Source organism: Rothia sp. (in: high G+C Gram-positive bacteria) (genome assembly GCF_015265375.1).
Lineage (GTDB): Bacteria > Actinomycetota > Actinomycetes > Actinomycetales > Micrococcaceae > Rothia.
Window position 1 is genome coordinate 14,784 of sequence record NZ_JABZXW010000010.1, and the last position, 23,282, is coordinate 38,065.

The 23,282-nt window shown below is 61.3% G+C and carries 18 protein-coding genes; 1 reads left to right on the forward strand and 17 read right to left on the reverse strand.

Features of this window, described 5'->3' with window-relative positions:
• Window positions 1-7 precede the first annotated feature (7 nt).
• The 4 genes from HXO69_RS02640 to dapB form a co-directional block, all read right to left on the reverse strand.
• Window positions 8-1,723 carry a ribonuclease J gene (locus HXO69_RS02640; RefSeq protein WP_005507894.1) on the reverse strand — a complete coding sequence of 572 codons (1,716 nt, stop codon included), beginning with the start codon at window positions 1,721-1,723 and terminating at the stop codon, window positions 8-10.
• A gap of 382 nt (window positions 1,724-2,105) precedes the next feature.
• Window positions 2,106-3,041: a 4-hydroxy-tetrahydrodipicolinate synthase gene (gene dapA / locus HXO69_RS02645; RefSeq protein ID WP_070600699.1), complete on the reverse strand. Its 936-nt coding sequence runs from the start codon at window positions 3,039-3,041 to the stop codon at window positions 2,106-2,108.
• A 194-nt stretch (window positions 3,042-3,235) separates the two neighbouring features.
• Window positions 3,236-3,898, reverse strand: a complete 663-nt coding sequence (locus HXO69_RS02650; protein ID WP_296545152.1) for a tetratricopeptide repeat protein — start codon at window positions 3,896-3,898, stop codon at window positions 3,236-3,238.
• Between the two features lie 9 nt (window positions 3,899-3,907).
• Window positions 3,908-4,678, reverse strand: coding sequence for a 4-hydroxy-tetrahydrodipicolinate reductase (dapB, locus tag HXO69_RS02655; RefSeq protein ID WP_296545154.1), 771 nt, complete (start codon window positions 4,676-4,678; stop codon window positions 3,908-3,910).
• A 252-nt stretch (window positions 4,679-4,930) separates the two neighbouring features.
• On the opposite strand from dapB, the gene HXO69_RS02660 reads away from it, so the two are divergent.
• Window positions 4,931-6,883 (forward strand): acyltransferase family protein, encoded by a 1,953-nt coding sequence (locus HXO69_RS02660; RefSeq protein WP_296545155.1) that lies wholly within the window; start codon window positions 4,931-4,933, stop codon window positions 6,881-6,883.
• 209 nt (window positions 6,884-7,092) lie between these two features.
• On the opposite strand, the gene HXO69_RS02665 is transcribed toward HXO69_RS02660, so the two are convergent.
• The 13 genes from HXO69_RS02665 to infB form a co-directional block, all read right to left on the reverse strand.
• Entirely contained in the window at window positions 7,093-8,424 is a 1,332-nt protein-coding gene (locus HXO69_RS02665) for a pitrilysin family protein (protein WP_049341706.1), read from the reverse strand.
• A 22-nt stretch (window positions 8,425-8,446) separates the two neighbouring features.
• Complete coding sequence (locus tag HXO69_RS02670) at window positions 8,447-9,493, reverse strand: acyltransferase family protein (protein ID WP_296545157.1); 1,047 nt, start codon at window positions 9,491-9,493, stop codon at window positions 8,447-8,449.
• 142 nt (window positions 9,494-9,635) lie between these two features.
• Complete coding sequence (locus HXO69_RS02675; protein ID WP_296545159.1) at window positions 9,636-11,855, reverse strand: polyribonucleotide nucleotidyltransferase; 2,220 nt, start codon at window positions 11,853-11,855, stop codon at window positions 9,636-9,638.
• A gap of 392 nt (window positions 11,856-12,247) precedes the next feature.
• Window positions 12,248-12,517: a 30S ribosomal protein S15 gene (gene rpsO, locus HXO69_RS02680; protein ID WP_005507098.1), complete on the reverse strand. Its 270-nt coding sequence runs from the start codon at window positions 12,515-12,517 to the stop codon at window positions 12,248-12,250.
• Window positions 12,518-12,784: 267 nt separating this feature from the next.
• On the reverse strand, window positions 12,785-14,191 hold the full coding sequence (locus HXO69_RS02685; RefSeq protein ID WP_296545161.1) for an amino acid permease: 1,407 nt from the start codon (window positions 14,189-14,191) through the stop codon (window positions 12,785-12,787).
• Window positions 14,192-14,444: 253 nt separating this feature from the next.
• A complete protein-coding gene (locus HXO69_RS02690; RefSeq protein WP_294626889.1) occupies window positions 14,445-14,783 on the reverse strand; it encodes a hypothetical protein in 339 nt (112 codons plus the stop codon).
• A gap of 211 nt (window positions 14,784-14,994) precedes the next feature.
• Window positions 14,995-15,888, reverse strand: coding sequence for a 5'-methylthioadenosine/S-adenosylhomocysteine nucleosidase (gene mtnN, locus HXO69_RS02695; protein ID WP_294626887.1), 894 nt, complete (start codon window positions 15,886-15,888; stop codon window positions 14,995-14,997).
• Entirely contained in the window at window positions 15,888-16,346 is a 459-nt protein-coding gene (locus tag HXO69_RS02700; protein WP_294626885.1) for an S-ribosylhomocysteine lyase, read from the reverse strand. Before HXO69_RS02700 ends, mtnN begins: the two co-directional genes overlap by 1 nt.
• A 168-nt stretch (window positions 16,347-16,514) precedes the next feature.
• Entirely contained in the window at window positions 16,515-17,531 is a 1,017-nt protein-coding gene (locus HXO69_RS02705; RefSeq protein WP_049355119.1) for a bifunctional riboflavin kinase/FAD synthetase, read from the reverse strand.
• 263 nt (window positions 17,532-17,794) lie between these two features.
• The gene (locus HXO69_RS02710; RefSeq protein WP_070832696.1) at window positions 17,795-18,505 is read right to left on the reverse strand and encodes a DUF4345 domain-containing protein; all 711 of its coding nucleotides are present in this window, start codon (window positions 18,503-18,505) and stop codon (window positions 17,795-17,797) included.
• Between the two features lie 201 nt (window positions 18,506-18,706).
• Entirely contained in the window at window positions 18,707-19,804 is a 1,098-nt protein-coding gene (truB, locus tag HXO69_RS02715; RefSeq protein ID WP_296545165.1) for a tRNA pseudouridine(55) synthase TruB, read from the reverse strand.
• Complete coding sequence (rbfA, locus tag HXO69_RS02720) at window positions 19,805-20,245, reverse strand: 30S ribosome-binding factor RbfA (RefSeq protein ID WP_070832699.1); 441 nt, start codon at window positions 20,243-20,245, stop codon at window positions 19,805-19,807.
• Between the two features lie 170 nt (window positions 20,246-20,415).
• On the reverse strand, window positions 20,416-23,268 hold the full coding sequence (gene infB, locus HXO69_RS02725; protein ID WP_296545167.1) for a translation initiation factor IF-2: 2,853 nt from the start codon (window positions 23,266-23,268) through the stop codon (window positions 20,416-20,418).
• Window positions 23,269-23,282 lie beyond the last annotated feature (14 nt).

Here is a 23,282-nt window from a genome sequence, read left to right on the forward strand (position 1 = left end):
CAGAGTGTTAGTTCTTCGCGGCCTTCGAGGTGTTCTCAACAACCACGGGAACGATCATGGGCTTGCGGCGCAGACGGCGAGAAATCCAGGCACCGATGGTGCGGCGCACAATCTGCTGCAGCTGCTGCACGGTGTGCACCTTCTCGGGTGCGCGGTGCAGAGCATCCTCCAGGGCGGCGGTAATCTTCGGAACGATCTCGTCGAATACCGCGTCGTCCTCCGCGATACCGCGAGCGTGAATATCCGGGCCGGTCACCACGCGCTTGGTTGCGCGGTCCACCACGGTCACGATGGACACGAAGCCCTCTTCACCCAGGATGCGGCGGTCCTTCAGGTCGCTCTCGGTGACCTCACCGACGGAGCGGCCGTCAACGTACAGGTACTCGCAGGGAACCTCGCCCACCACGGACGCCACGCCATCGCGCAGGTCCACAACGGTGCCGGACTCGCAGAGCAGCACGTTCTTCTTCGGAACGCCGGTCTCCATCGCCAGGTCACCGCTAGCAATCAGGTGGCGAACCTCGCCGTGAACCGGCATAACGTTCTTCGGCTTGAGAATGTTGTAGCAGTACAGCAGCTCACCCGCGGCAGCGTGACCGGAAACGTGAACCTTCGCGTTGCCCTTGTGCACCACGTTAGCGCCCAGCTTCATGAGGGCGTTGATGATGCGGAAGACGCTGGTCTCGTTACCGGGAATCAGCGAGGAGGCGAGCACCACGGTGTCGCCGGGCTCAATCTGAATCTTGTGGTCACCGTTCGCCATGCGCGACAGTGCCGCCATCGGCTCGCCCTGCGAACCGGTGCACATCATCACGATCTGGTCGGGGCGGTAGTCGTCAACCTTCTTCAGGTCCACCAGCACGTTGGCGGGAACCTTCAGGTAGCCCAGCTTCTCAGCGATGGTCATGTTGCGGACCATGGAGCGGCCCACGAGCACGACCTTGCGGCCACGCTCAGCGGCTGCGTCCAGAACCTGCTGCACACGGTGAACGTGCGAGGAGAAGGACGCCACAATGATGCGGCCGCTCGCGTCACGGAATACGTTCGACAGCACCGGACCGATGTGCTTCTCGGTCGGGGTGAAGCCGGGAACCTCAGCGTTGGTGGAGTCCGGCAGGAACAGGTCCACGCCCTCCTCGCCCAGGCGAGCGAAGTGGCGCAGGTCGGTGATGCGGCCATCCAGCGGCAGCTGGTCCATCTTGAAGTCACCGGTGTGCAGAACCTTGCCAGCCTTGGTACGGATGTAAACAGCCAGTGCGTCCGGAATCGAGTGGTTCACAGCAACGAACTCGCACTCGAACGGGCCGAAACGCTCCACCTGGTGTTCCTTCACCGCGAGGGTGTAGGGCTTGATGCGGTGCTCGGCGAGCTTCGCCTCGACCAGCGCCAGGGTCAGTTCGGAGCCGACCAGGGGGATGTCGGGGCGGCGGCGCAGCAGGTAAGGAACCGCACCGATGTGGTCCTCGTGGCCGTGGGTCAGCACCATGGCGACCACGTCGTCCAGACGGTCGACAATGTAGCTGAAGTCGGGCAGAATCAGGTCCACGCCGGGCTGGGACTCTTCGGGGAAGAGCACGCCGCAGTCAACAATCAGCAGCTTGCCGTTGATTTCGTACACGGTCATGTTACGACCGACTTCGCCCAGACCGCCCAGGGGCACCACGCGCAGGGTGTCCTTCTTCAGGCGGGGAGGCAGGGGAAGATTCGCTTCAAAGACGCTCATCGTGTGTCTCCTCTTTCTTCTATGTTTTCTTGTGATGTCTGTGATTCGTAGGCGACGCTTCGTACCGCAAGCACCCCAGCCGACTCTCATGTGCCGAGGCGGTGGTGCTGCCGGTGCGTCCAAATCACCGAAAGTATTCAAAAGTATTCGGGGCGTAGTGCTCGGGTGCCTCTGACTAAGTTGGGCCCCTGTCTGAGTGGGAGCCGAATCATTGGGCGGTAAACCGCGACAATACGCCAGAGCGGACCCCTCACCTAGTGTTAGGTGTGGAGTCCGCATCCGTTGGCTACATCACTCGCCCCGAAAGCGGGGCGTAGGGTAGCCGAATTCCTCTATATATACGCTCCCGACGCTATTGCGTGCGCCGGGTATGCGTCAAAGTTTAGGAGTTCTTGAGGGTGTGAGCGATGCTCGAGGAGAGCAGGTCAGCTCGCATAGCCTGTGCCACCTCCGGCTCGGAGAGTACGTGCGGCAGGCGAACGACGGGCTCATCCAGCACACCCTGCCAGGAAAGAATTTCCTTGGCGGCAACGCAACCGGGCGCACGGCCCATAGTTGCGCGGACAATCGGAGTCAGTTCCAGGTGAAGACGCTGCGCCTCCACCAAATCCTGTGCAACAACAGCATCAATCAGGGCACGGAAGAGTGCGGGTGCCACATGTGCGGTCACCGAAACGAGGCCGACGGCGCCCATTGCCATCCAGGGAAGGGTCAGTCCGTCATCGCCGCTGTAGTAGTGCAGGTCGGTGGTTGCCATGACTTCGGTTGCGGCGCCGAAGTCTGCCTTGGCGTCTTTCACCGCTACAATACTATCAATTTCTGCCAGGCGGCGGTAGGTTTCGGGTGCGATGGGGATGCCCGCACGACCCGGAATATCGTACAGCATGACGGGGGTCTCAGTTGCTTGAGCAACAGTCGCAAAATGGGCGTAGACACCCGGCTGAGTCGGCTTGTTGTAGTAGGGGGTTACGACCAGCAGGCCGTCCACACCAATCTTTTCGGCGCGGTGCGCCAGCTCAATAGTGTGTGCGGTGTCGTTCGAACCAACACCGGCAATAATCTTCGCACGAGAGCCGACGGTGTCCTTCACGATCTGGAAGACACGCTCGTTCTCGTCATCGGTCATGGTGGAGTATTCACCGGTGGTACCGCAGACCACCAGACCGTCGTGGCCGTTCTCCACAAGGTAGTTCGCCAGGTCCGCGACCTGCTTTTCGTCAACGGAACCGTCCTTGGCGAAGGGGGTCACCATTGCGGTCAGGAGGCGACCGAAGACGGGCTCAACAAAAGTACCGGGGTTCGAAAGGTTCTCAGACATATGTCCAGAGTACGCCCGAAATGCAGATTTTTGCTATAGAACGCATAAATTTTCATACGTGTTCTACTATTCGGACTCTTTCAAACCCGCGGTACTTCCGCGAGAGCCTATGAAACCGGGCACACAGCCTCGGCGTTATCAGCCTCATACCGAAACTAAATGCGGTACCGGCTACGGACTGCCAAGGACAGCGCCTACCGCATACCCTTCGCTGCACCGCCCGAACGCAACGCCCACGCATTACGCATCGCCGCGCGGGCACGCTTGCGCTCACCACCGGCATCGTACATACACGCCAGGTTGAACCACGCCTTCCAGCTATTCGGGTTCTGCTCCACCGCCGCGGCGAAGCTCTCAAACTCCACCGCCGCAGCCTCACGATCCACACGACCCGCAGGGGTGCGCGGCAGGGTGTCCTCAGCCAGCTCGCCCGAAGCCGCCAGCTCCTGAGCCATACGCTGAATACGAGCGCCGAAAAGCACCTCACGCACCAGCGCCCAGGCACCCAGAATCGGCAGCAGAATCATACCCGCGCCGAGCACCATGCCAGCCACAGAGCCGGAGGTCAGCATCACAAAGCCCTGCTGCGCAATATGCACCAGGTACAGTGCCAACAGTGCACAGGTCAGCGCCGCGAAAGTCTTACCCCAGCCGCCTGCATCCACCGTCACGAAGACGGCACTAAAAATCAGCACGCCCAGAATAGAGGCACGCGCCGCTAGAGGTAGCGGCAGAATCAGCACGGTCAGAACCATCAGCACACACGCACAGACGGTCCACAGGCGCAGCGACGTCCACCAGGGGCTAGGAGCCTCGGAAGATACCTGCGAGTTCTCGGGCGAAGTCTGTTCAGACATTGCGCTCCCCTACGACAAATCCATGTAGGCGTCCAAGCCCACGCTCAAACCCGGATGCGCCGCCACCTCACGCACGCCCAGCAACACGCCGGGCATGAAGGAGGCACGGTCAAAGGAATCGTGACGAATCACCAGCTGCTGACCGGGGTCACCCAGCAGAATCTCCTGATGCGCCACCATGCCGCGCAGACGCACCGCGTGCACGTGAATATCGTCAATGACGGCGCCGCGCGAACCCAGCGGGTCGGAGGTGGTGGCATCCGGGCTTGCACCCACGCCAGCCTCCGCGCGGGCGGCGGCAACCTTGCGGGCGGTGTGCACCGCGGTGCCGGAGGGGGCATCCACCTTATTCGGGTGGTGAATCTCAATGATTTCTACAGACTCAAAGTAGCGTGCCGCCTTCGCCGCGAACTCGGTCGCCAGGATCGAACCAATCGCGAAGTTCGGGGCGATGAGCACGCCCACCTCGGGGTGCTCAGCCAGCAGCTCGCGCAGGGAGTCGAGACGTTCGGGGGTCCAGCCGGTCGTACCAACCACCGCGTGCATGCCGTGTTCCACCGCGAAGCGCACGTTCGCCTCGCTGGATTCGGGAACAGTCAGGTCAATCACGATCTCGGCGCCGGCATCGACCAGCTCCTGCAGGTCGTCGCCGCGGCCCAGTGCCGCCACCAGGTCCATGTCTGCGGAGGTGTTGACGGCGCGCACCGCCTCGGAACCCATACGGCCTGCAGCACCGAGTACCGCTACCTTCCAGATTTTTTCGTCAACCTCGTGGGCCATCTTCTCTCCTCCGTAACTTATTAGCACCCCGACGATGGGGCAGACACTGTGACGTACAGCCTCTATTATCCCCCGTGTGGGCGCGGCGCACGCTATCGTACACACGGTGTGAGATACCCGGTGAGGCCTAATCACCCAAAAGGTGACATTTTATATACGTCATATAAGGGCATTTATCCGTCGTCTAAAGAGAACAAACATATAATTAGGAAGTATTTCTATAATTTCCGTCCTACGGAGTACACAGACAGTATGAAGTCCCTCTTTACCACCTCCGTGCGTCCAGATGAGGCTAACCGGCGTTATATTCTGCCGGGTTTGGACGGCCTGCGAGCAATCGCTGTGCTCCTCGTGATGGTGTACCATTTCTGGCCCACCGTACTACCCGGCGGCATGATTGGCGTGGATATCTTCTTCGTCATCTCCGGCTTCTTGATTACCTCCCTGCTTCTGCGGGAGGGTGCGCTCACCGGCAAAATTGCCCTGGGCAGCTTCTGGATTCGCCGTGCCCGCCGACTGCTTCCCGCCATTACCCTGCTGATTCTGGTCATGGGACCGGTCAGCCTGCTCATTGGCGGCGATATTCAGGTGAACCTGGGCCGTCAGCTTGCCGGTGCGGCGACTTTCTCGTCCAACTGGATTTCCATTTTTGCCGGTAACGACTACTTCGCACAGACCTCCCCGGAGCTCTTCACGAACTTCTGGTCGCTGGCGGTGGAAGAACAGTTCTATGTGGTCTGGCCGCTGCTGATTGTTGCTGCTGGCCTGCTGCTGCGCCGCCGCTGGCGTCGTTTTAGCGTGGTTATGGTGCTGGGCATTATTGCGTCACTGAGCGTTGCTACCGCTCTTTTGATGTCCGGCGCACCCATCAGCCGCGTCTACTACGGCACCGACACTCACCTGTACGGCCTGTTGCTCGGCGCCCTGCTGGCGTTTGCGCGCCCCTGGTCGCTGTATCCGCCGCTGCAGCAGTCCGTGCTGTACCGCGTGGCTCAGCCCTTCGGCCTGGTCGCGTTCGCCCGCGTCATGATCAGCTGGCTGTCCCTGTTCGCGCTGATTCCCTACGCAATTCTGGTTCCCGAGTCGGCACCCGGTGCGATTCCCTGGGGCCTGTTCGGCGCCTCCCTGCTGGCACTGGGCGTGATTCAGGGCATGCTGCCTGACATGCTCGCTGGCGCCTCCGAGATGCTGCGCCGCCTGCTGAACTTCGCGCCCCTGCGCTGGGTGGGTGAACGCTCCTACGGCCTGTACCTGTGGCACTGGCCGCTCGCCGTGGTCATGCACTACCTGCTGGGTGCGGACCGTTCCCCGCTGGTGAACGTGGGTGTTTTGGTGGCGACCTTCGCAATTGCGGAGATGTCGTACCGTTGGGTTGAGACCCCGATTCGCCGCTACGGTTTCCGTGGTAGCGCTAACCGTGCGGTGGCGGCGTTCCAGTCCTCGCGCACTAAGTTCCTGCCGGTTTCGGTGGTTTTGGCTGTTGTTGTGGCAGCTGCTTCGACCGGCCTGGCGGTGCACACTGCTCCGGCGATGACCGCCGCACAGCAGTCCGTTGAGGACGGCAAGCGTGCCGCCGCTGAGCGCCTGAAGGCACGCCAGGAGGCACAGGCTGCGAGCGCATCGGCAAACCCGAGCGCATCCGCCGCAGATAAGGATGCGAAGGCTTCTGCTAGCCCCTCCGCGTCGAAGGCTGCAACCGGTTCGGTGAACTCTTCGCAGGTGACCGTTGTGGGTGACTCCATTGTGGTCGCGGTATCCCCCGAGCTGTACGACAAGATGCCCGAGGCATCCATCGACGCGGCGGAGGGACGAACCATCGCCAAGGCTCTGCCGATTATTAAGTCCATGGGTGCCAACGGCCAGATCCGTAAGACCTTCGTGCTGTCGGTGACCGCGAACTCGACCATTCTGGACGGTCAGCTCGACGAGGTTCTGGCGGCTATGCCTGCCGGTTCTAAGCTGGTGCTGGTGACCGGTTACGGCCCGCGCAACCTGACCTGGATTGATTACTCGAATGGAAAGATTCGCGAGTTTGCGGCGCAGCATTCTGACCGCGTGATTATTGCGGATTGGAACTCTGCGATTCGCCAGGCGTTGCAGACTCAGAGTGGTCTTCTTGCTTCCGACGGCGTGCACCCGGAGGCTGCCGGTCAGGAGCTCTACGCGCAGGTGCTGATGGAAGCTATTGCCAAGGCGCAAAAGTAGTACTGCTCAGAAGTAACGCGCTGAAGTAGCTCCCAACGGTAGCTTTTCGGGTTCTGCCGCCTCAAGCTGAGCGTCAAGAGCATCAGCGACAGACAGCCCGTAAGTGCTGCTTCAGACAAAGAAAATGCCCGTTCCCTCCCCCTCAGATGGGGTGTGGGAACGGGCATTTTCGTGCCGTATAAGCGTTGTGCGTTAGGAATGTTCAGGGGTTAGCGCACGATGGTGGTAATCATCTGCTGCTCGCCCAGGTACGCCGCCAGGTCGCGGACCTCTTCCAGGGAGACCGCGCGAATCTTCTCCAGCAGCTCGTCAGTGCTGGTGAACAGACCCGAGTCCAGTTCGGCACGCCCCAGGCGGGACATGCGCGAACCCGAATCCTCGCTACCGAGCACAGTGGAGCCAGCCAGCTGGCCGCGGACCTTCGTCAGCTCCTCCTCGGTAATACCGGCGGTGGCGAGCTTATCGAACTCGTAGCCCATGACCTCGCGCACCTGCTCGGTCTTAGCGGGCAGGCAGCCCGCATACATGCCGAAGTAGCCTGCATCCGAGTACGCACCGGAGAACGCGAACGTGCTGTAGGCGAGGCCCCGCTTCTCGCGAATTTCCTGGAACAGGCGCGAGGACATGCCCGCACCGAACGCGCTGGTCAGCACGCTCATCGCGTAGCGGCGGTCGTCGCCAGCGATAATGCTCGGGCAACCCATCACAATGTTCGTCTGCTCGAAGCCCTTCTCCACCTCGCGCAGCTCACTCAGCGGAACAATACCGCTGTCGGTGCGCACGCGGCGCGGTGCCGGCGCCACGCCCTCCTGCAGATTCCAGCCGTAGCGGGTCAGCGCCTCCAGCACGAGGCGGACCATAGTGCTGTGCTCCAGCGAACCTGCCGCAGAAATAACCAGGCGGTCCGGAGTGTAGTAGCGCTTGTAGTGCTCCCACACGGCGTCGCGCGGCACCTCGGTAATCTCCTGCGGGGTACCGCCAATGGGGCGGCCCAGCGGGTTATCACCCATGAGCTGCTCCACGAAGTTCTCGAAAGCAACGTCGGTCGGGTCGTCCTGGTCCATGGCGATCTCTTCGAGAATCACGCCGCGTTCCTGCTCCAGGTGAGCCGGGTCCAGCAGGGCGTTGGTGACCATGTCGGTGATAACGTCCACCGCCATGGGTGCGTCATCGTCGAGCACACGCGCGTAGTAGCAGGTGTGCTCCTTAGCGGTCAGGGCGTTAGATTCGCCGCCCACCGCGTCGAAGGAGGATGCAATGTCCAGGGCGGTGCGGGTGCCGGTGCCCTTGAACAGCAGGTGCTCCAGGAAGTGGGTGGAGCCAAGCATGCCGGGGGCCTCATCGCGGGAGCCAACTCCCACCCAGAAGCCGATGGATACGCCGCGAGTACCGGGCATTTTTTCGGTAATCACGCGCACGCCGCCGGGCAGGATGGAGCGGCGCACCTCGTTACCGCCCACACCCTCGTAGATGAGGCGGCCGTGCTCGTAGTTGAGCTCTTCGGCAATCGCCTCAAGCTCGACGGGCAGGGAAATAGACATTCAGCGTCCTTCGATATTTCGATTAGCTAATTTTTCGTTCAAGAGGGCGAGGCAACGCAAACAGCGGCACCCGCAGCTTCTGAGCACAGTACCCCATCAGGAGCGAGGCGAGAATCGCGAAGATCGTTCCTCCCACCAGGAACAGGGGCACAGAGAAGAAACCGGACTTAATCAGTACGAAACGGAAAGCGGCACCGCACACAATGTGAGCGATAAAGATTTCCAGGGAGTGACGGCCCAGGTAGGCGAGCCAACCGCTCCATGGGACCCGCGCCAGCAGGTAGGAGAGCGAGAGCACCGTCAGCGAGGACATCACCGTAGCCAGAATACCCATAGCTACCGTACCGGCATTATTCGCAAAGTAAGGGATGACGGTAGGCGGGGTAGCTTGAAAGTTCAGCAGAAGATAGATGTAGTCGAACAGGCCAACAACGACGATACCCGCGTGAGCCGCCATAGGGATGGAGCTCATAATGCGCTGGAATCGTTCATGGCCAAGCGCCACACCAACGAGGAAGAAGAAGAGCAGCGAAAGACCCTGCGTGCCAACATACTCGCCGATGTATCCCCAAGATGCGAGCGCAAGAATCGCTGAGCCCGCAATGGTTAGGGCAGCGATAGCGTTCTTCTGCCATACTCGCGTCACCACGGCAATAATGGTGACAATCATGAGCCAGGGGAAGAACCAGAGCTGACCCTCAGGCTTCCACAACTCGAGCAGGCTCATGACAGTCGTCTTATCAGAAGAGTTAGACGGAAGCACAAGCTTCATGCCCACCTGCAGGACCTGCCAAATAACGTAGAGGTATCCGAAGAGGATCAGACGCTTCGTCAGGTATGAGGAGGGGGTAGTCTTCGTTGCTCCTCGCGCGACAAAAAGGCCGCTCAGAAAAGCGAAAACTACCAGGTGCCAAAAATAGACACCGTAGTCAAGAACGTATTTGTAGGGGCGGAAGGCTTCCGTCCCCAGTCCAGATGCCCACATCCCTCGATGAATGTGCCCAAACACAATTGCAATGATTGCGATGCCTTTAGCAATATCAATTGTGCTGTCACGTCGTGTCAGCATTCGCTCACTTTCCTTCCAGTGCAAGAGAAATATATTAATCTTATCCCTCTTACTCGCGAACAAGGGGCGCCCGGTGCATCCGGTGGGGAATGAACCGCACCGGGTGCGCCGAACGCCCCTCATCACTTAGCGGGGGTTACGACTACTCGTCGTCGCCGCCCTCAACGACCGGTGCCAGCGAGAGCTTGCCGCGGTCATCAATCTTGGTGATCTCCACCTGGACCTTCTGGCCCACGGAGACAACGTCCTCAGCGTCAACAACGCGCTTGCCGCCGTTGAGCTTACGCATCTCGGAGATGTGCAGCAGGCCGTCCTTACCGGGGGTCAGGGAGATGAACGCACCGAAGTCGGTCACCTTCACCACGGTGCCCAGGTAGCGTTCGCCGACCTCGGGAACCTGCGGGTTAGCGATAGCGTTCACTGCCGAACGTGCAGCCTCGGCGGAGGGGCCGTCAGCTGCGCCGATGTATACGGTGCCGTCGTCCTCAATGGAGATGTCTGCGCCGGTGTCTTCCTGAATCTGGTTGATCATCTTACCCTTGGGGCCGATGACCTCACCGATCTTGGCGACCGGAATCTTCACGGAGATAATGCGCGGTGCGTACTCGCTCATTTCATCCGGTGCGTCGATGGCGCTGGTCAGCACCTCGAGGATATGCAGGCGAGCCTCACGTGCCTGGGTCAGTGCGCCAGCGAGCACGGATGCGGGGATGCCGTCGAGCTTGGTGTCCAGCTGGATAGCGGTCACGAACTCGGAGGTACCTGCCACCTTGAAGTCCATATCGCCCAGTGCGTCTTCCGCACCGAGGATGTCGGTCAGGGCTGCGTAGCGGGTCTCGCCGTCAACCTCGTCAGAGACCAGGCCCATTGCGATACCTGCAACGGGTGCGCGCAGCGGCACACCGGCGTTCAGCAGGGACAGGGTCGATGCACACACCGAACCCATGGAGGTCGAGCCGTTGGAGCCCAGAGCCTCGGAGACCTGACGGATTGCGTAGGGGAACTCTTCGCGGGAGGGCAGCACCGGGGTGATTGCGCGCTCTGCGAGGGCGCCGTGGCCGATTTCGCGGCGCTTGGGCGAGCCCACGCGGCCGGTCTCACCGGTGGAGTACGGCGGGAAGTTGTAGTGGTGGATGTAGCGCTTGGACTTGACCGGGTGCAGGGAGTCCAGCTGCTGCTCCATCTTGAGCATGTTCAGGGTGGTGATACCCATGATCTGGGTTTCGCCGCGCTCGAAGAGAGCGGAACCGTGAACGCGGGGCAGGATTTCAACCTCAGCGGTGAGCTGGCGGATGTCGGTCAGGCCGCGACCGTCAATACGGACCTGCTCGGTGAGGATGCGCTGGCGAACCACGTGCTTGGTCAGGGCAGCGAATGCTACGGAGACCTCGTTGGCGCGCTCTTCGAATTCCTTACCTTCGCCGGTGAGAGCTTCCATGAGCTCTTCCTGCAGCTCAGCTGCCGCGGCTTCGCGCTCCTGCTTGCCAGCGATGGAGTACACCTCTGCCAGGCGGTCTGCTGCAAATGCTTCAACCGCTGCGTCGACGTCCTCGCCGTGGCCGCCAAAGAAGGGCAGTTCCAGGGCGAGCTTGCCTGCGCGAGCCACCAGGTCAGACTGTGCCTTGCACAGTGCCGCGATGAAGGGCTTAGCTGCTTCCAGGCCCTCTGCCACGATTTCTTCGGTGGGGGCAGTCTGGCCGTCTTCCTTGATGAGCTTCCAGGAGTTGTCGGTTGCTTCTGCCTCAACCATCATGATGGCGACGTCTTCGGTACCGTCAGCCTTGGTGACGATACGACCTGCAACAGCCATGTCGAAGACAGCGTTTTCCAGCTGGGAGTACTTGGGGAAGCAGACCCACTGGCCATCGATCAGTGCCATGCGCACGCCACCGATGGGGCCGTTGAACGGCGCACCGGACAGCGAGGTCGATGCGGAGGCTGCGTTGATTGCGAAGGTGTTGTAGATTTCGTCCGGCTCGTAGGTCAAGACGGTAACAACAACCTGGACCTCGTTGCGGATGCCCTTGGTGAAGGCGGGGCGCAGCGGGCGGTCAATCAGACGTGCGGCCAGGATGGCCTCGGTGCTGGGGCGGCCTTCGCGGCGGAAGTACGATGCGGGAATCTTGCCCGCTGCGTACATGCGCTCTTCCACGTCCACGGTCAGCGGGAAGAAGTCGAAGCCCTCACGGGGAGACTTGCCGATTGCGGTTGCGGAGAGCAGGGTGGTCTCGTCATCGATGGTGACGAGGACGGAGCCAGCAGCCTGCTTTGCGAGGCGGCCGGTTTCAAAGCGCACGTGGCGCTTACCGTGAATGCCGTTGTCGATTTCGACTTCAGCAAACTTGATTTCGGGACCTTCCACGGTTCCTTCTTTCTTCTTGGTAGGCCGCACGGCGCACGGGTCGGCCATCGATAGGAAACCACGGCACCGCTCCCCTACTTATGCCCGGCTTCTACCGGCGAGGTTGTGGGGTGGTGTTATTCCGTAATTCGCTACCGAGGACCGCGGCGTGTGTGCTGGCACGGCCTGTATTCTTTCTTTCAGGTGGGGCCGCATCTTCTCGCGTAGCTTTGGAATCTAGCCAGACATCTAGCAAGGAATCTAGCCAGCGGAAGATGCGCCCCTCAACGCGGCAGTACGGACGCGCTGGCGCTACCCGCCTCCGAAATGGAGGGCTGGTAGTGCTGACAGCACGTCCGCACACACCGCCTAAAGGCGATTAATCACCACAAAAGCGTCAAGACGCTCCTGTTTTATCGGCGCAGGCCCAGGCGCTCGATCAGCGAACGGTAACGCTCGATGTCGACGCTCTTGAGGTAGCCGAGCATGTTGCGGCGACGACCAACGAGGATCATCAGGCCACGACGGGAGTGGTGATCGTGCTTGTGGAACTTCAGGTGCTCGGTCAGGTCGGCGATACGACGAGACAGAACTGCAATCTGAACCTCGGGCGAACCGGTGTCGCCCTCGTGGGTTGCGTATTCCTTGATGATTGCCTGCTTGACAGCGGGATCCAGTGCCACTTTTTAACTCCTAGAGTTAGTACCGCATACGTCCCGTACGGACGGTTGCCGCCGGGTGGTGGGCTTACGCCCTGTAATACACGTCGTCTACTGCGGACTGCAGACGCGTTCTTCCCATTCTACGCTACCGGGGCGCTTTCGCGGAAGGGTGGGCAGAAGCCCGGCGGCAGGTAGCTCATCACACTACCGGTCGCCGGGCTTCACAGCCGGGTTCTCACATCGGTTTCTTACACCGGGTTCTCATACCCGGCTCTACGTTTTCGGTATTTAGGCTTCAGCGCGAGCGCGCACCACCACGAGGCGGTAGTAGACCAGCAGGAACAGGCACCAGAGTGCGCCCATCACCAGCGCCAGCTGGGTGTCCGCGAAGCAGCCGAAGAGCACCACGATAAAGATCATGAACGCCAACGCCAGGTAGCTCAGCCACAGCGGCTGGCGTACCGGCTGCGCCTCGGTATCGGCACCGCTGCGCTTGAATGCGATGTGCGCCAGCAGAATCATGACCCACACGAACACGGTCGCGAAGGTAGCAAGGGAGGCAACCACCTCGAAGGCGTTCTCGAAGAGCACATTCACGATCACGCCGACCGCCATGACGAGCACCATGATGAGGGTGGTCATCCAGGGTGCGCCGTTCTTGGTGACCTTCGCGAAGGATGCGGGGGCGAGGTTCTGCTTCGCCAGGCCGTACATCATGCGGCCGGCACCGTACACGTCCGCGTTCAGCGCAGAGATGGCGGCGGTAATAATGACCACGTTCAGAATCGAGGCAGCCGCCGGAATACCCAGACCCTCAAAAATCTGCACGAACGGCGAGTTCGCCTTCGTCACCGAGTACCAGGGGTACAGGGACATGATGACCGACAGGGTCAGAATGTAGAAGATGAGGATGCGGAACGGCACCGTGCGAATCGCCTTGGGGATTGAGGTGCGCGGGGCTTTCGCCTCACCGGCGGCAATACCGATGTTCTCGATACCGCCGAAGGCAAACATCACCACGGTAAAGCAGGCGAGGAAGCCGGTAAATCCGTTCGCGAAGAAGCCACCTTCAAGAGCCCAGAGGTTCGTGACGGAGGGGGCAACCGAATCGTGCGCCTGCACGCCCACGAAGAGCAGGGCGATACCGCCAACAATCATGGCGATAATAGCGCTGACCTTCACCAGCGTGAACCAGAATTCGGTCTCACCAAACGCCTTGACCTTCGCCAGGTTAATGGCGAGCAGAATCAGCAGGACCGAAACAATCCAAATCCAGGAGGGGCTGTTTGGGAACCAGAACTTCATGTACACGGCAAAGGCGGTGACGTCCGCAATGGCGACCAGCGCCATTTCCAGGGCGTAAGTCCAGCCGGTCACGAAGCCCGCCCAGCGTCCAAGGTAGCGGGTCGCGTATTCAGAGAACGCACCGGAAACCGGGTGTGCCAGGGCGAGTTCGCCCATAGCGCGCATCACCATGAACACTGCCGCGCCGCCAATAACGTAGGCAAGCAACACGGAGGGGCCCGCCAGCTGAATGGCGGATGCCGAGCCGTAGAACAGGCCCGTACCAATGGCGGAGCCGAGGGCGATGAACATAATGTGACGCAGGGAGAGTCCACGCGATAGCTGCGGGTTCTCGGAGGCAACCGTCGCTGCTCCCTGCTGTACCGGGGTTGAGTCCGGGGTGGTATTCATCTTCTTCTTTTCCTTTACCTCGTGGGGTGTACCCGCCGGTGGCGGGGAAACTTATCGGGCGGTTCCGCAGTTCAGCAGGTGGCTGAGAGCGGTACCGGTTGATTCACTCCCCATCGAGTGATGGGGCGTTGTGCAGAAGGTGTTGCCTTCCGCGCCTCGCCCCGTGCGTTGCCGCTCAGCCCATGTGGCGGAGCGAAAACGCAAAAGACGGCGGGAAGGCAACGTTGCCTTTCCGCCGTCTTTTCTTCAAAGACTACTTCTGTCGCTTACGTCCAATGACGATAGAGCACAGAGCGGTTACAGCAGTCACGGTGTAGACTGCAGGCCACGCGCCAATCTTCTTGGCGAGCGGATGGGATGCGCCGAAAGCGCCCAGGTAGATTGCGGTCAGGAAGTTAGCGCGACCGGTACCAGCCTTGCGCTTCCAGTTCTTGTGTGCGACGGCACCGCACAGTGCCAGCACAGCGCCGCCGAGGGGGCGAATACCGGTGCTGGATGCGACCTTGTAGCCACCGATCAGGCCGGTGACGGATGCGAGAGTCGGGCAGAACTTCACGACGTACTCCTCTGTAAGAGTGATTAGTTTCTTCAAACATAGTACTCCACGACACACAGAATGTGTATTCACCGCGGTTAATATTTCTGCATTTCTCGCGGTTCAGGGGTATAACCGGGCGCAGAGACCGAGTGCAAAAGACCGGGGCGTGAACCCATCAGGTCCACGCCCCGGCACTTCCTCCGGCATTTCAAACAGCGGGTTCAAATTCGCATCTCACCGCAAACTTGCCGCGTGCTCTAGAGGTTTAGAGAGCCAGCTCCAGCGCCTCCAGCTGCGCCTCGGTCCACAGCTCAGCGGCCAGCTGCAGAGCGTAACGAGCCGAGCGGGGAGCCACAACATCCATCGCCAGGTGGAAGTCCTGGTCAGCCTCCGGGCCGCACAAATCAGACACGCAACGCACACCGATAAACGGAATCTCGTAGTTGTGGCAGACCTGCGCAATAGCGGTGGTCTCCATATCGGTGCTAATCGCACCCTCGAACGCCTCGCGGGTGTCCTTCACGTTGTGTGCGGTCACGAAGGAGTTGCCCGCCAGCATCTGGCCGCGGCGCACCTCCCACGAGCTTTCAGCCTGCTCACGCACCGGCTCCAGCGCGGCGAGCGCATGCTCCAGAGCGTCCTGCCACTCATCCGCCTGGCCATCGTAGCTTTCGGGCATGCCCGGAACCTGGCCACGCGCATAGCCGAAGGCGGTCGCGTCCGCGTCAGTGTAGGTGTAGTTCTCGCCAATCAGCACGTCGCCCACGTTAATGCCGCGAGCCAAACCGCCCGCGGTGCCTGCGCTAATGACGCCCAGGCAGTTCGAGGAGTAGCTAATCGCCTCGGTGACGGCGCTCGCCGCGTTCACCAGACCAATCTTGGAGCGAACCAGCAGCAGCGGAACCTGGTCCTCGCCCACCTGCAGGTAGCGCGGGTGGAACTGTGCGGCGCCCTCGGTGAAGGACGGCTGCAGCTCCTCGGTCACCTTCAGGAAGGGTGCGAGCTCCTCGTCCATAGCCACCTGAATAATGATGGCGTTAGACATGCCGTCCATCAGCTCAAACATGCTGTTAAACGCCTCAGCCGGGTCAAAAGCGTTCGGGTCAAAGTCCACCGGGTTGAAGGCGGATGCGAAAGCGTCAGGAATCTGCGCGCTCATTACGCCATCACCTGCGCCCACTCATCGTGTGCCGCGAGGAACTCGCGAGCCGCAGCCTGCGCACCCTCGAGGGTGTGGTTAGCGCCCCAACCGCACTGCACCTCGTTCGCCGCCGGAACCTCGGTAGCGTTGAGGATATCGTTGAGGGTCGCTTCCAGAATCGGGAAGAACTCCTCGGGCTCCAGGCCCAGGGTCAGCGCGTAGAAACCGGTCTGGCAGCCCATCGGGGAGAAGTCAATCAGGCGATCGGTGTGGTTGCGCATGTGCTCGGCGCTCAAGTGCTCGATGGAGTGCACGGTCGGCATCTCCAGGTGCGCGGTGTTCGGCTGGGTGAAGCGGATATCGTACTTGATGAGGGTGTCGCCACCGGGCAGAACCTTACGGTCCGCGATACGCACGTAGGGTGCCGCCACGGCGCGGTGGTCAAGGTTGAAGGATTCGACGTTCATTTTTTCCATGACTCTATCTTCTCTTAAAACGGAGGCGACTAAAACAGGGGTGCCTTGCGGGCGGGGCAGGAGGAAAAGACGGGCGGGTACGCAAAAGCCCCGACGGCAGATCCGAAAATCTGCCGCCGGGGCTTCAAAGCCGTTAAAGGCAAAAGCTATGAGCGCAGGCTGTTGTTCTTAGAGATGAGGATGCTTCACTTCCGCCTGCACCGGGCACTCCGGCGGGCAATAGTTCTTCGCGTCCTCAGCCAGCACCTCGCGGGTCTGCACCACGTCATCGTTAATCTGCTCAATCAGCGCCTCAACACCGGTGTACGCCACCATCGGACGCAGACGCTTCACGAACTCAATCAGCACGCGCTGACCGTACAGGTTGAAATCCTCCACGCGCTCCTCGGGGCGGTCAATCACGTGCGCCTCAACCTGGCGGTGCTCAATACCGTCAAAGGTCGGGTTCGTACCCACCGAAATAGCGGAGGGGTGACGGTTACCGTGTTCATCCACGAGCCAGCCGGCGTACACACCGTCGGCGGGAATCAGGCCGCGCGCCTCAAGCTCAAGGTTCGCGGTCGGGAAGCCCAACTCACGGCCACGTGCCAGACCGTGCACAACCTCGCCAGCCATCATGTGGTGGCGGCCCAGCAACTCGGTAGCGGCGGGCATATCGCCCTCCAACAGCAGCTGGCGGATGCGGGTCGAGGAGCAGCGGGTGTTCTCATCCACCATCAGATCCTCAACGACCACAACCTCAAAGCCGTACTTCTCCCCCAGCTCACGCATAGTGTTCAGGTCGCCGGAGTTGTTCTTACCGAAGCGCACGTCGTCACCAATGACCACGAAACGCGCGTTCAGCGCATCCACGAAGGTGGTCTTCACAAACTCCTCGGGGGTCTGCGCAGCGAACTCCAGGTTGTAGTTCAGCAGCAGGTAGTCGTTCAGACCCAGCAGGCACATGAAGTAGCGGCGCGAACCCTGACCCATAATGTCGTGGTGCGGCACCTCGGGGCGGTGCACCTGCATCGGATGCGGGTCAAAAGAAACCGCGATAGAGCTCAAACCGTGCTCTTCAGCAAGGGAGACCACGCGCGAAATCACGCGGGCATGTCCACGGTGCACGCCGTCAAAATTGCCGATGGTCACGACCGAGGGGCCGTAGCCGGCGGGGACCTCGCTCAAAGCGGTGTAGAGGGTCACGGGCTCTCCTGAAAAAGATAAATGTACCTATCCATCCTAGACCACAGGCGGCAGGATGCAGAATTCAAAACGGGAATCAACAGGGAATGGGACGGTGCCCCTCGCAGGCAGCGGTTCCTCCCCTAGCTTGGCAGGTGCGGCGGGGGTATCTGACGCGCAACTGTACAGCCTCCGCACGCGGGAAATCCACGCGCAGCACCCGCCCAGAAAAAAGCCCGGGCAGGCACCCCACCGTGCGGCAGGAACCTTCCCGGGCGTTACGACTACTTACGAGCCTGGTTACGAGAAGCCTTCAGCATCTCCTCGCGAATCTTATTGGACTTGTTGATCCAGCCGTACCACACCAGCAGGCACGGAGGAATCACAAGCTCAGTCACCATCAGCACGATCAGCGACCAGTGCGGGGTGCCGAAGAACGCCCACGACAGGATACGACCCACGCCACCCAGGAAAACCACCAGGCAGGAGAACGCGAGCATGTTCACCCACTTGAACTTCAGCGCGATGAACACGAAGGACAGGCCCACACCCACATAGGTTGCCGCGAAGAACACGTAGTTCGACTGCACCGAGGGGTTCGCAAAGTCCTGAGGCGCATCCGGAATCACGCGGACACCGCCCAGAACCTGCCACACACCGTACGCAATCATGAACAGACCGTACAGCGCCACCGCCGCACGGAACGCCGCACGGTTCTGAGGCTTAGCCGCCTCCTCAATGCTCTTGGGGCGGGCAAACGCCTCGCGGGTTGCCTTCTTCTCAGCCTTCTTAGCCGCCTTCTGCGACGCCTTATCACCGGCAGCCGGTGCGCTCACGCGAACACCCTCGGGTGCCTTCGCCGCAGAGATAGTGGACTCAGCAGGCTTAGCAGTACCCGCCTTCGCAGCAGTTTCAGCCTGCGCAGACTCTACGCGCGGTACCGGCGCGGTACGAGGCTCACTCGCCTTCTTAGCGGAGCTCTGGTTCTCGCTCATCTTCTCTCCTTCAGCAGGGCCGGGGCACCCGCACGAGTTGTCTTGTGTGTTCAGGGTTGTATCAGTTAGCGCGTTGAATGAATAGGGCGCACATTCAATAGGACGCTGAATCAATCAGGATTGAAGGATTCAGGTTTAGGCAATCAGCTTTGGGTAGGCGCAAACACCGAACCCTCTTCGCCCATCATAAGCCCTCAACGCCTAATTGAAGGAACGATTCGCCTCAAAAACCAGCACCGGGGCGGCCTGCACCTTCCCGCGCTGCTTCTTGTTCTCCAGCAGGGCGACCAGGGTACCGTCCGGGGCGAAACCCGCCACAATACCCTCAACGCTGGCGTGCTGCACCGCGCCGGACTCATCCGCGCTCGCGTGCACGGAACGCTTCACCACGGAACCGTCGCCGCTGGGGCTAATACGGCGGCCATAGGAAATATCGCTCGCCTCCGCTGCCGTGAGCTCACGCGCACCGAAGATGCGGCGTGCCGCCTCCTCCAGGGGTAGCAACGGCAAATCTTCCAGAGGTGCCTCCGACTCTTCACGGCGCTGCTTCAGCTGCGCCAAATCGGCGGCATCCTCAAGCACCACAGCACCCACGCGGGTACGGCGAAGAGCCGTCAGGTGACCGCCGGTGCCCAGAATCTTGCCCAAATCACGCGCCAGGGCACGAATATAGGTGCCAGAGGAACACGAGACCGTCACCTCGCAGTCAATCACGGGAACCGAGGTTGCCGCGTGCTCGCCCTCGTTCTCGGGGTCCTCGATGACATACTCGGCAAAACCGGGAGTCACAGAATGTACCGTGAACTCGCTAATCGTCACCGGACGCGCCGCCAACTCAACCTGCTCACCGCTACGCACACGCGCATACGAGCGAACACCGTTAATCTTGATAGCGGACACCGCAGAAGGAACCTGCAGAATATCGCCGCTCAACTGCGCCACAGCCTCCAGGATGCGCGCACGCATCTGCTCAGCACCCAAACCGGTCAGTGCCTCAACGGCGTCCGGGTGGGCGGCAGTGTGCTCACCCTCGGCGTCCTCGGTCAGCGTCTCAATGCCCAGGCGAATCGTCGCGTCATAGGTTTTATCCTGACCGACTAGGTAGGTCAGCAGCTTCGTCGCCTTATTGATGCCCAAAATCAGCACGCCGGTCGCGGCTGGATCCAGCGTACCGGCGTGACCAACCCGCCGGGTGCCAGCAATACGACGCATCTGAGAGACTGCGTCGTGGCTGCTCATCCCGGCGGGCTTATCAATGACCATCAGGCCGGATGGGCCCTGAGGTTGCTTCTTCGCCACTTAGGCGTCCTCACCCTCGGCAGGCTCATCCTTCTTGTAGGGGTCAGCCTCACCAGCGTACTCGGCGCCCTCGGCAGCGGCTGCCAGCTTGGCGTCGCGCTCACGGGTCTCACGCAGAAGCGCCTCAATGTGGAAGGCGTTCTCGGGAACCTCGTCAGCGACGAAAGTCAGGGTGGGGGTCAGGCGGGCAGTAATGTTCTTACCCACTTCGGAGCGCAGAATACCCTTAGCGGATTCCAGCGCCTTCTTGGTGTTTGCGGCGTCCTCTTCGGAGCCGAACACGGTGTAGTAGAGGGTTGCGTGCTGCAGGTCGTTGGTCACGCGGGCGTCGGTAATGGTCACAAAACCGAGGCGGGGATCCTTAACGCGACGCTCCAGCGCCTTCGCCACAATTACCTTGATGCGGTCGGCAAGTCGTGCCGCGCGGGCTGCATCAGCCATGTGTTTCTCCTTGAAATCTCGTGGTGCTTCCGCGAACACTCGGGGTGTTGCGGAGGCGTTCCAGGTAATGCGGAAGCGCCCGCCCCGCCAGCGTCCGCCCCGCCGGCTCGTTTTAGGAGCCTGCGGGTGCGGGAACACTAGCGGGTGACGGGCGCATCAGCGTGTGAGTCTTAGACACGCGGCTTTTCGCGCATCTCCCAAGTCTCGATAATGTCGCCTTCCTTGATGTCGTTGAAGGAGCCGAGGCCAATACCACACTCGAAACCTTCGCGAACCTCGGTAGCGTCGTCCTTGAAACGACGCAGCGACTCGATGGTGAGGTTGTCTGCCACCACGGAACCGTCGCGCACCAGGCGTGCCTTGGCGTTGCGCTTGATGATGCCGTTCTTGACAATCGAACCTGCGATGTTGCCCCACTTGGAGGAGCGGAAGACCTCGCGGATCTCTGCGGAGCCGAGCTCCACTTCCTCGTACTCGGGCTTGAGCATACCCTTGACGGCCTGCTCAATTTCCTCAATCGCACGGTAGATGACCGAGTAGAACTTCATCTCGACGCCTTCGCGGTCTGCAAGTTCTGCAACGCGCTCTGCCGGGCGGACGTTGAAGCCAATGATCACCGCGTTGTCCACGGTTGCCAGGTTCACGTCGTTCTGGGTAATAGCACCCACACCGCGGTGGATGACGCGCAGCTGAACCTCGTCGCCACCGGCGTCGATCTTCATCAGGGACTCTTCCAGTGCTTCCACAGCACCGGAGACGTCACCCTTAATAATCAGGTTCAGGGTGTCCATCTTGCCCTCAGCCACAGCGGCATCGAAGGACTCGAGGGTCACGCGCTTACGACGCTTAGCCAGCTGAGCGTTACGATCAGCAGCCTCACGCTTCTCAGCGATCTGACGAGCGGTACGCTCTTCCTCGGTGGAGAGGAAGGTGTCGCCTGCACGAGGAACGGTGGACAGACCCAGCACCTGAACGGGGCGGGACGGGCCAGCTTCCTTCACAGCCTGACCGTTCTCATCGAACATTGCACGAACGCGACCGTGAGCAACACCGGCAACGATAGCGTCACCGACGTGCAGGGTACCGGACTGAACCAGGACGGTGGAAACCGCACCGCGGCCCTTGTCCAGGTTTGCTTCAATAGCAACACCGCGTGCTTCCTTGTTCGGGTTAGCGGTCAGTTCGAGCACGTCAGCGGTCAGGGTGACAGCCTCAAGCAGCTCGTCGATGTTGGTGCCGTTACGAGCGGAGACGTCCACGAACATGGTGTCGCCACCGTACTCTTCGGGGATCAGACCGTACTCGGTCAGCTGGCCACGGATCTTCTCCGGGGACGCGCCTTCCTTATCGATCTTGTTCACTGCAACCACGATCGGCACGTTAGCTGCCTGTGCGTGGTTCAGTGCCTCAACGGTCTGGGGCATAACGCCGTCGTCCGCTGCGACCACGAGGATCGCCACGTCGGTGACCTTCGCACCACGGGCACGCATAGCGGTGAACGCCTCGTGACCGGGGGTATCGATGAAGGTAATCGCGCGGTCTTCACCCTCAACGGTGGTGTGGACCTGGTATGCACCAATGTGCTGGGTAATGCCGCCGGCTTCACCCTCAATGACGTTGGTGTTACGGATAGCGTCCAGCAGGCGGGTCTTACCGTGGTCAACGTGACCCATAACGGTAACGACCGGGGGACGAACCTCCAGAACATCCTCGCCCTCAGCTTCTGCTTCGGCTTCGAGGTTAATGTCGAAGGACTCGAGCAGCTCGCGCTCCTCATCCTCCGGGGAAACGATCTTGATGACGTAGCCCAGTTCAGCACCCAGCAGCTCGAAGGTCTCCTCGTCCAGGGACTGAGTCTGGGTAGCCATCTCACCCAGGTGGAAGAGAACCGTAATCAGCGATGCCGGGTTTGCGCCAATCTTCTCAGCGAAGTCCATGATGGACGCGCCGCGGCGCAGACGAATCTCGGTCGAGCCGTCGCCGCGAGGAACAACCACGCCACCGGGTGCCGGTGCGTTCAGCTGCTCCTGCTCATGGCGGCGAGCTGCCTTGGACTTGCGGCCCTTACGCTTGGAGCCGCCGCGACCGAATGCACCCTGTGCGTTGCCGCGACCGCCGGGGCCGGGACGACCCGGACCGCGGTTGAAGCCGCCGGAACCGCCGCCGCGACGTGCGCCGCCACCGTTACCGCCGCCGTTGTTGGAACCGGACGCGCCGCCACCAACGTTGGAAACCTTGGGCATCATCGAGGGGTTCGGGCGTGCGCCGCCACCACCAGCCGGACGGGGTGCACCGGGACGTGCGCCACCTGCGGGGCGAGGACCGCCGTTGCCGCCGGGGCGTGCGCCACCTGCGGGGCGGGGACCGCCATTACCGCCGGGGCGTGCGCCACCGTTGCCACCGGGACGACCGTTACGTGCCGGACGGGGACCGCCGGAACGCTGGGAGTCGCCGCCGCCACGCTTCATACCCTGCTGGGATGCGAAGGGGTTGTTACCGGGGCGAGGACCGGGCTTGGGGCCCGGCTTCGGAGCGGCAGGCTTGGGTGCTGCCGGCTTCGGTGCAGCCTCGGGGCGTGCCATGCCCTGCTGGGATGCGAAGGGGTTGTTACCCGGGCGGGGGCCGCCGGGCTTGGGTGCTGCTGCCGGCTTTGCGGCGGGCTTAGCCGCTGCAGGCTTAGGAGCTGCGCTCTCAGCTGCTGCGGGCTTAGCTGCAGGCTTGGGTGCCGGCTTAGCGGCAGGCTTTGCCGCTGCAGGCTTGGGGGCTGCCGCAGGCTTAGCGGCGGGCTTAGCCGCTGCAGGCTTGGGAGCCGGCTTAGCAGCCGACTCTGCGGGAGCTGCTGCCTTTGCGGCAGGCTTAGCGGCTGCGGCGGGGAATTCCGCGCGCAGCTTCTTCAGAACCATGGGGTTCAGGGTGGAAGAGGAGCTCTTAACGAACTCGCCCATATCCTTGAGCTTGGCGATAACTTCCTTGGAAGGTACGCCTACCTCTTTAGCAAACTCGTGTACTCGAGGCTGAGCCAAATTTTCTCCATTCC

Coding starts and splice junctions, on each gene's coding strand:
- dapB (WP_296545154.1), bottom strand. CDS start 4,678: ATGGCCCACGAGGTTGACGAAAAAATCTGGAAGGTAGCGGTACTCGGT.
- HXO69_RS02710 (WP_070832696.1), bottom strand. CDS start 18,505: ATGAGCGAGAACCAGAGCTCCGCTAAGAAGGCGAGTGAGCCTCGTACC.
- HXO69_RS02700 (WP_294626885.1), bottom strand. CDS start 16,346: ATGGAAAAAATGAACGTCGAATCCTTCAACCTTGACCACCGCGCCGTG.
- HXO69_RS02660 (WP_296545155.1), top strand. CDS start 4,931: ATGAAGTCCCTCTTTACCACCTCCGTGCGTCCAGATGAGGCTAACCGG.
- HXO69_RS02670 (WP_296545157.1), bottom strand. CDS start 9,493: ATGCTGACACGACGTGACAGCACAATTGATATTGCTAAAGGCATCGCA.
- rbfA (WP_070832699.1), bottom strand. CDS start 20,245: ATGGCTGATGCAGCCCGCGCGGCACGACTTGCCGACCGCATCAAGGTA.
- HXO69_RS02685 (WP_296545161.1), bottom strand. CDS start 14,191: ATGAATACCACCCCGGACTCAACCCCGGTACAGCAGGGAGCAGCGACG.
- HXO69_RS02650 (WP_296545152.1), bottom strand. CDS start 3,898: ATGTCTGAACAGACTTCGCCCGAGAACTCGCAGGTATCTTCCGAGGCT.
- dapA (WP_070600699.1), bottom strand. CDS start 3,041: ATGTCTGAGAACCTTTCGAACCCCGGTACTTTTGTTGAGCCCGTCTTC.
- mtnN (WP_294626887.1), bottom strand. CDS start 15,888: ATGAGCGCGCAGATTCCTGACGCTTTCGCATCCGCCTTCAACCCGGTG.
- HXO69_RS02665 (WP_049341706.1), bottom strand. CDS start 8,424: ATGTCTATTTCCCTGCCCGTCGAGCTTGAGGCGATTGCCGAAGAGCTC.
- HXO69_RS02640 (WP_005507894.1), bottom strand. CDS start 1,723: ATGAGCGTCTTTGAAGCGAATCTTCCCCTGCCTCCCCGCCTGAAGAAG.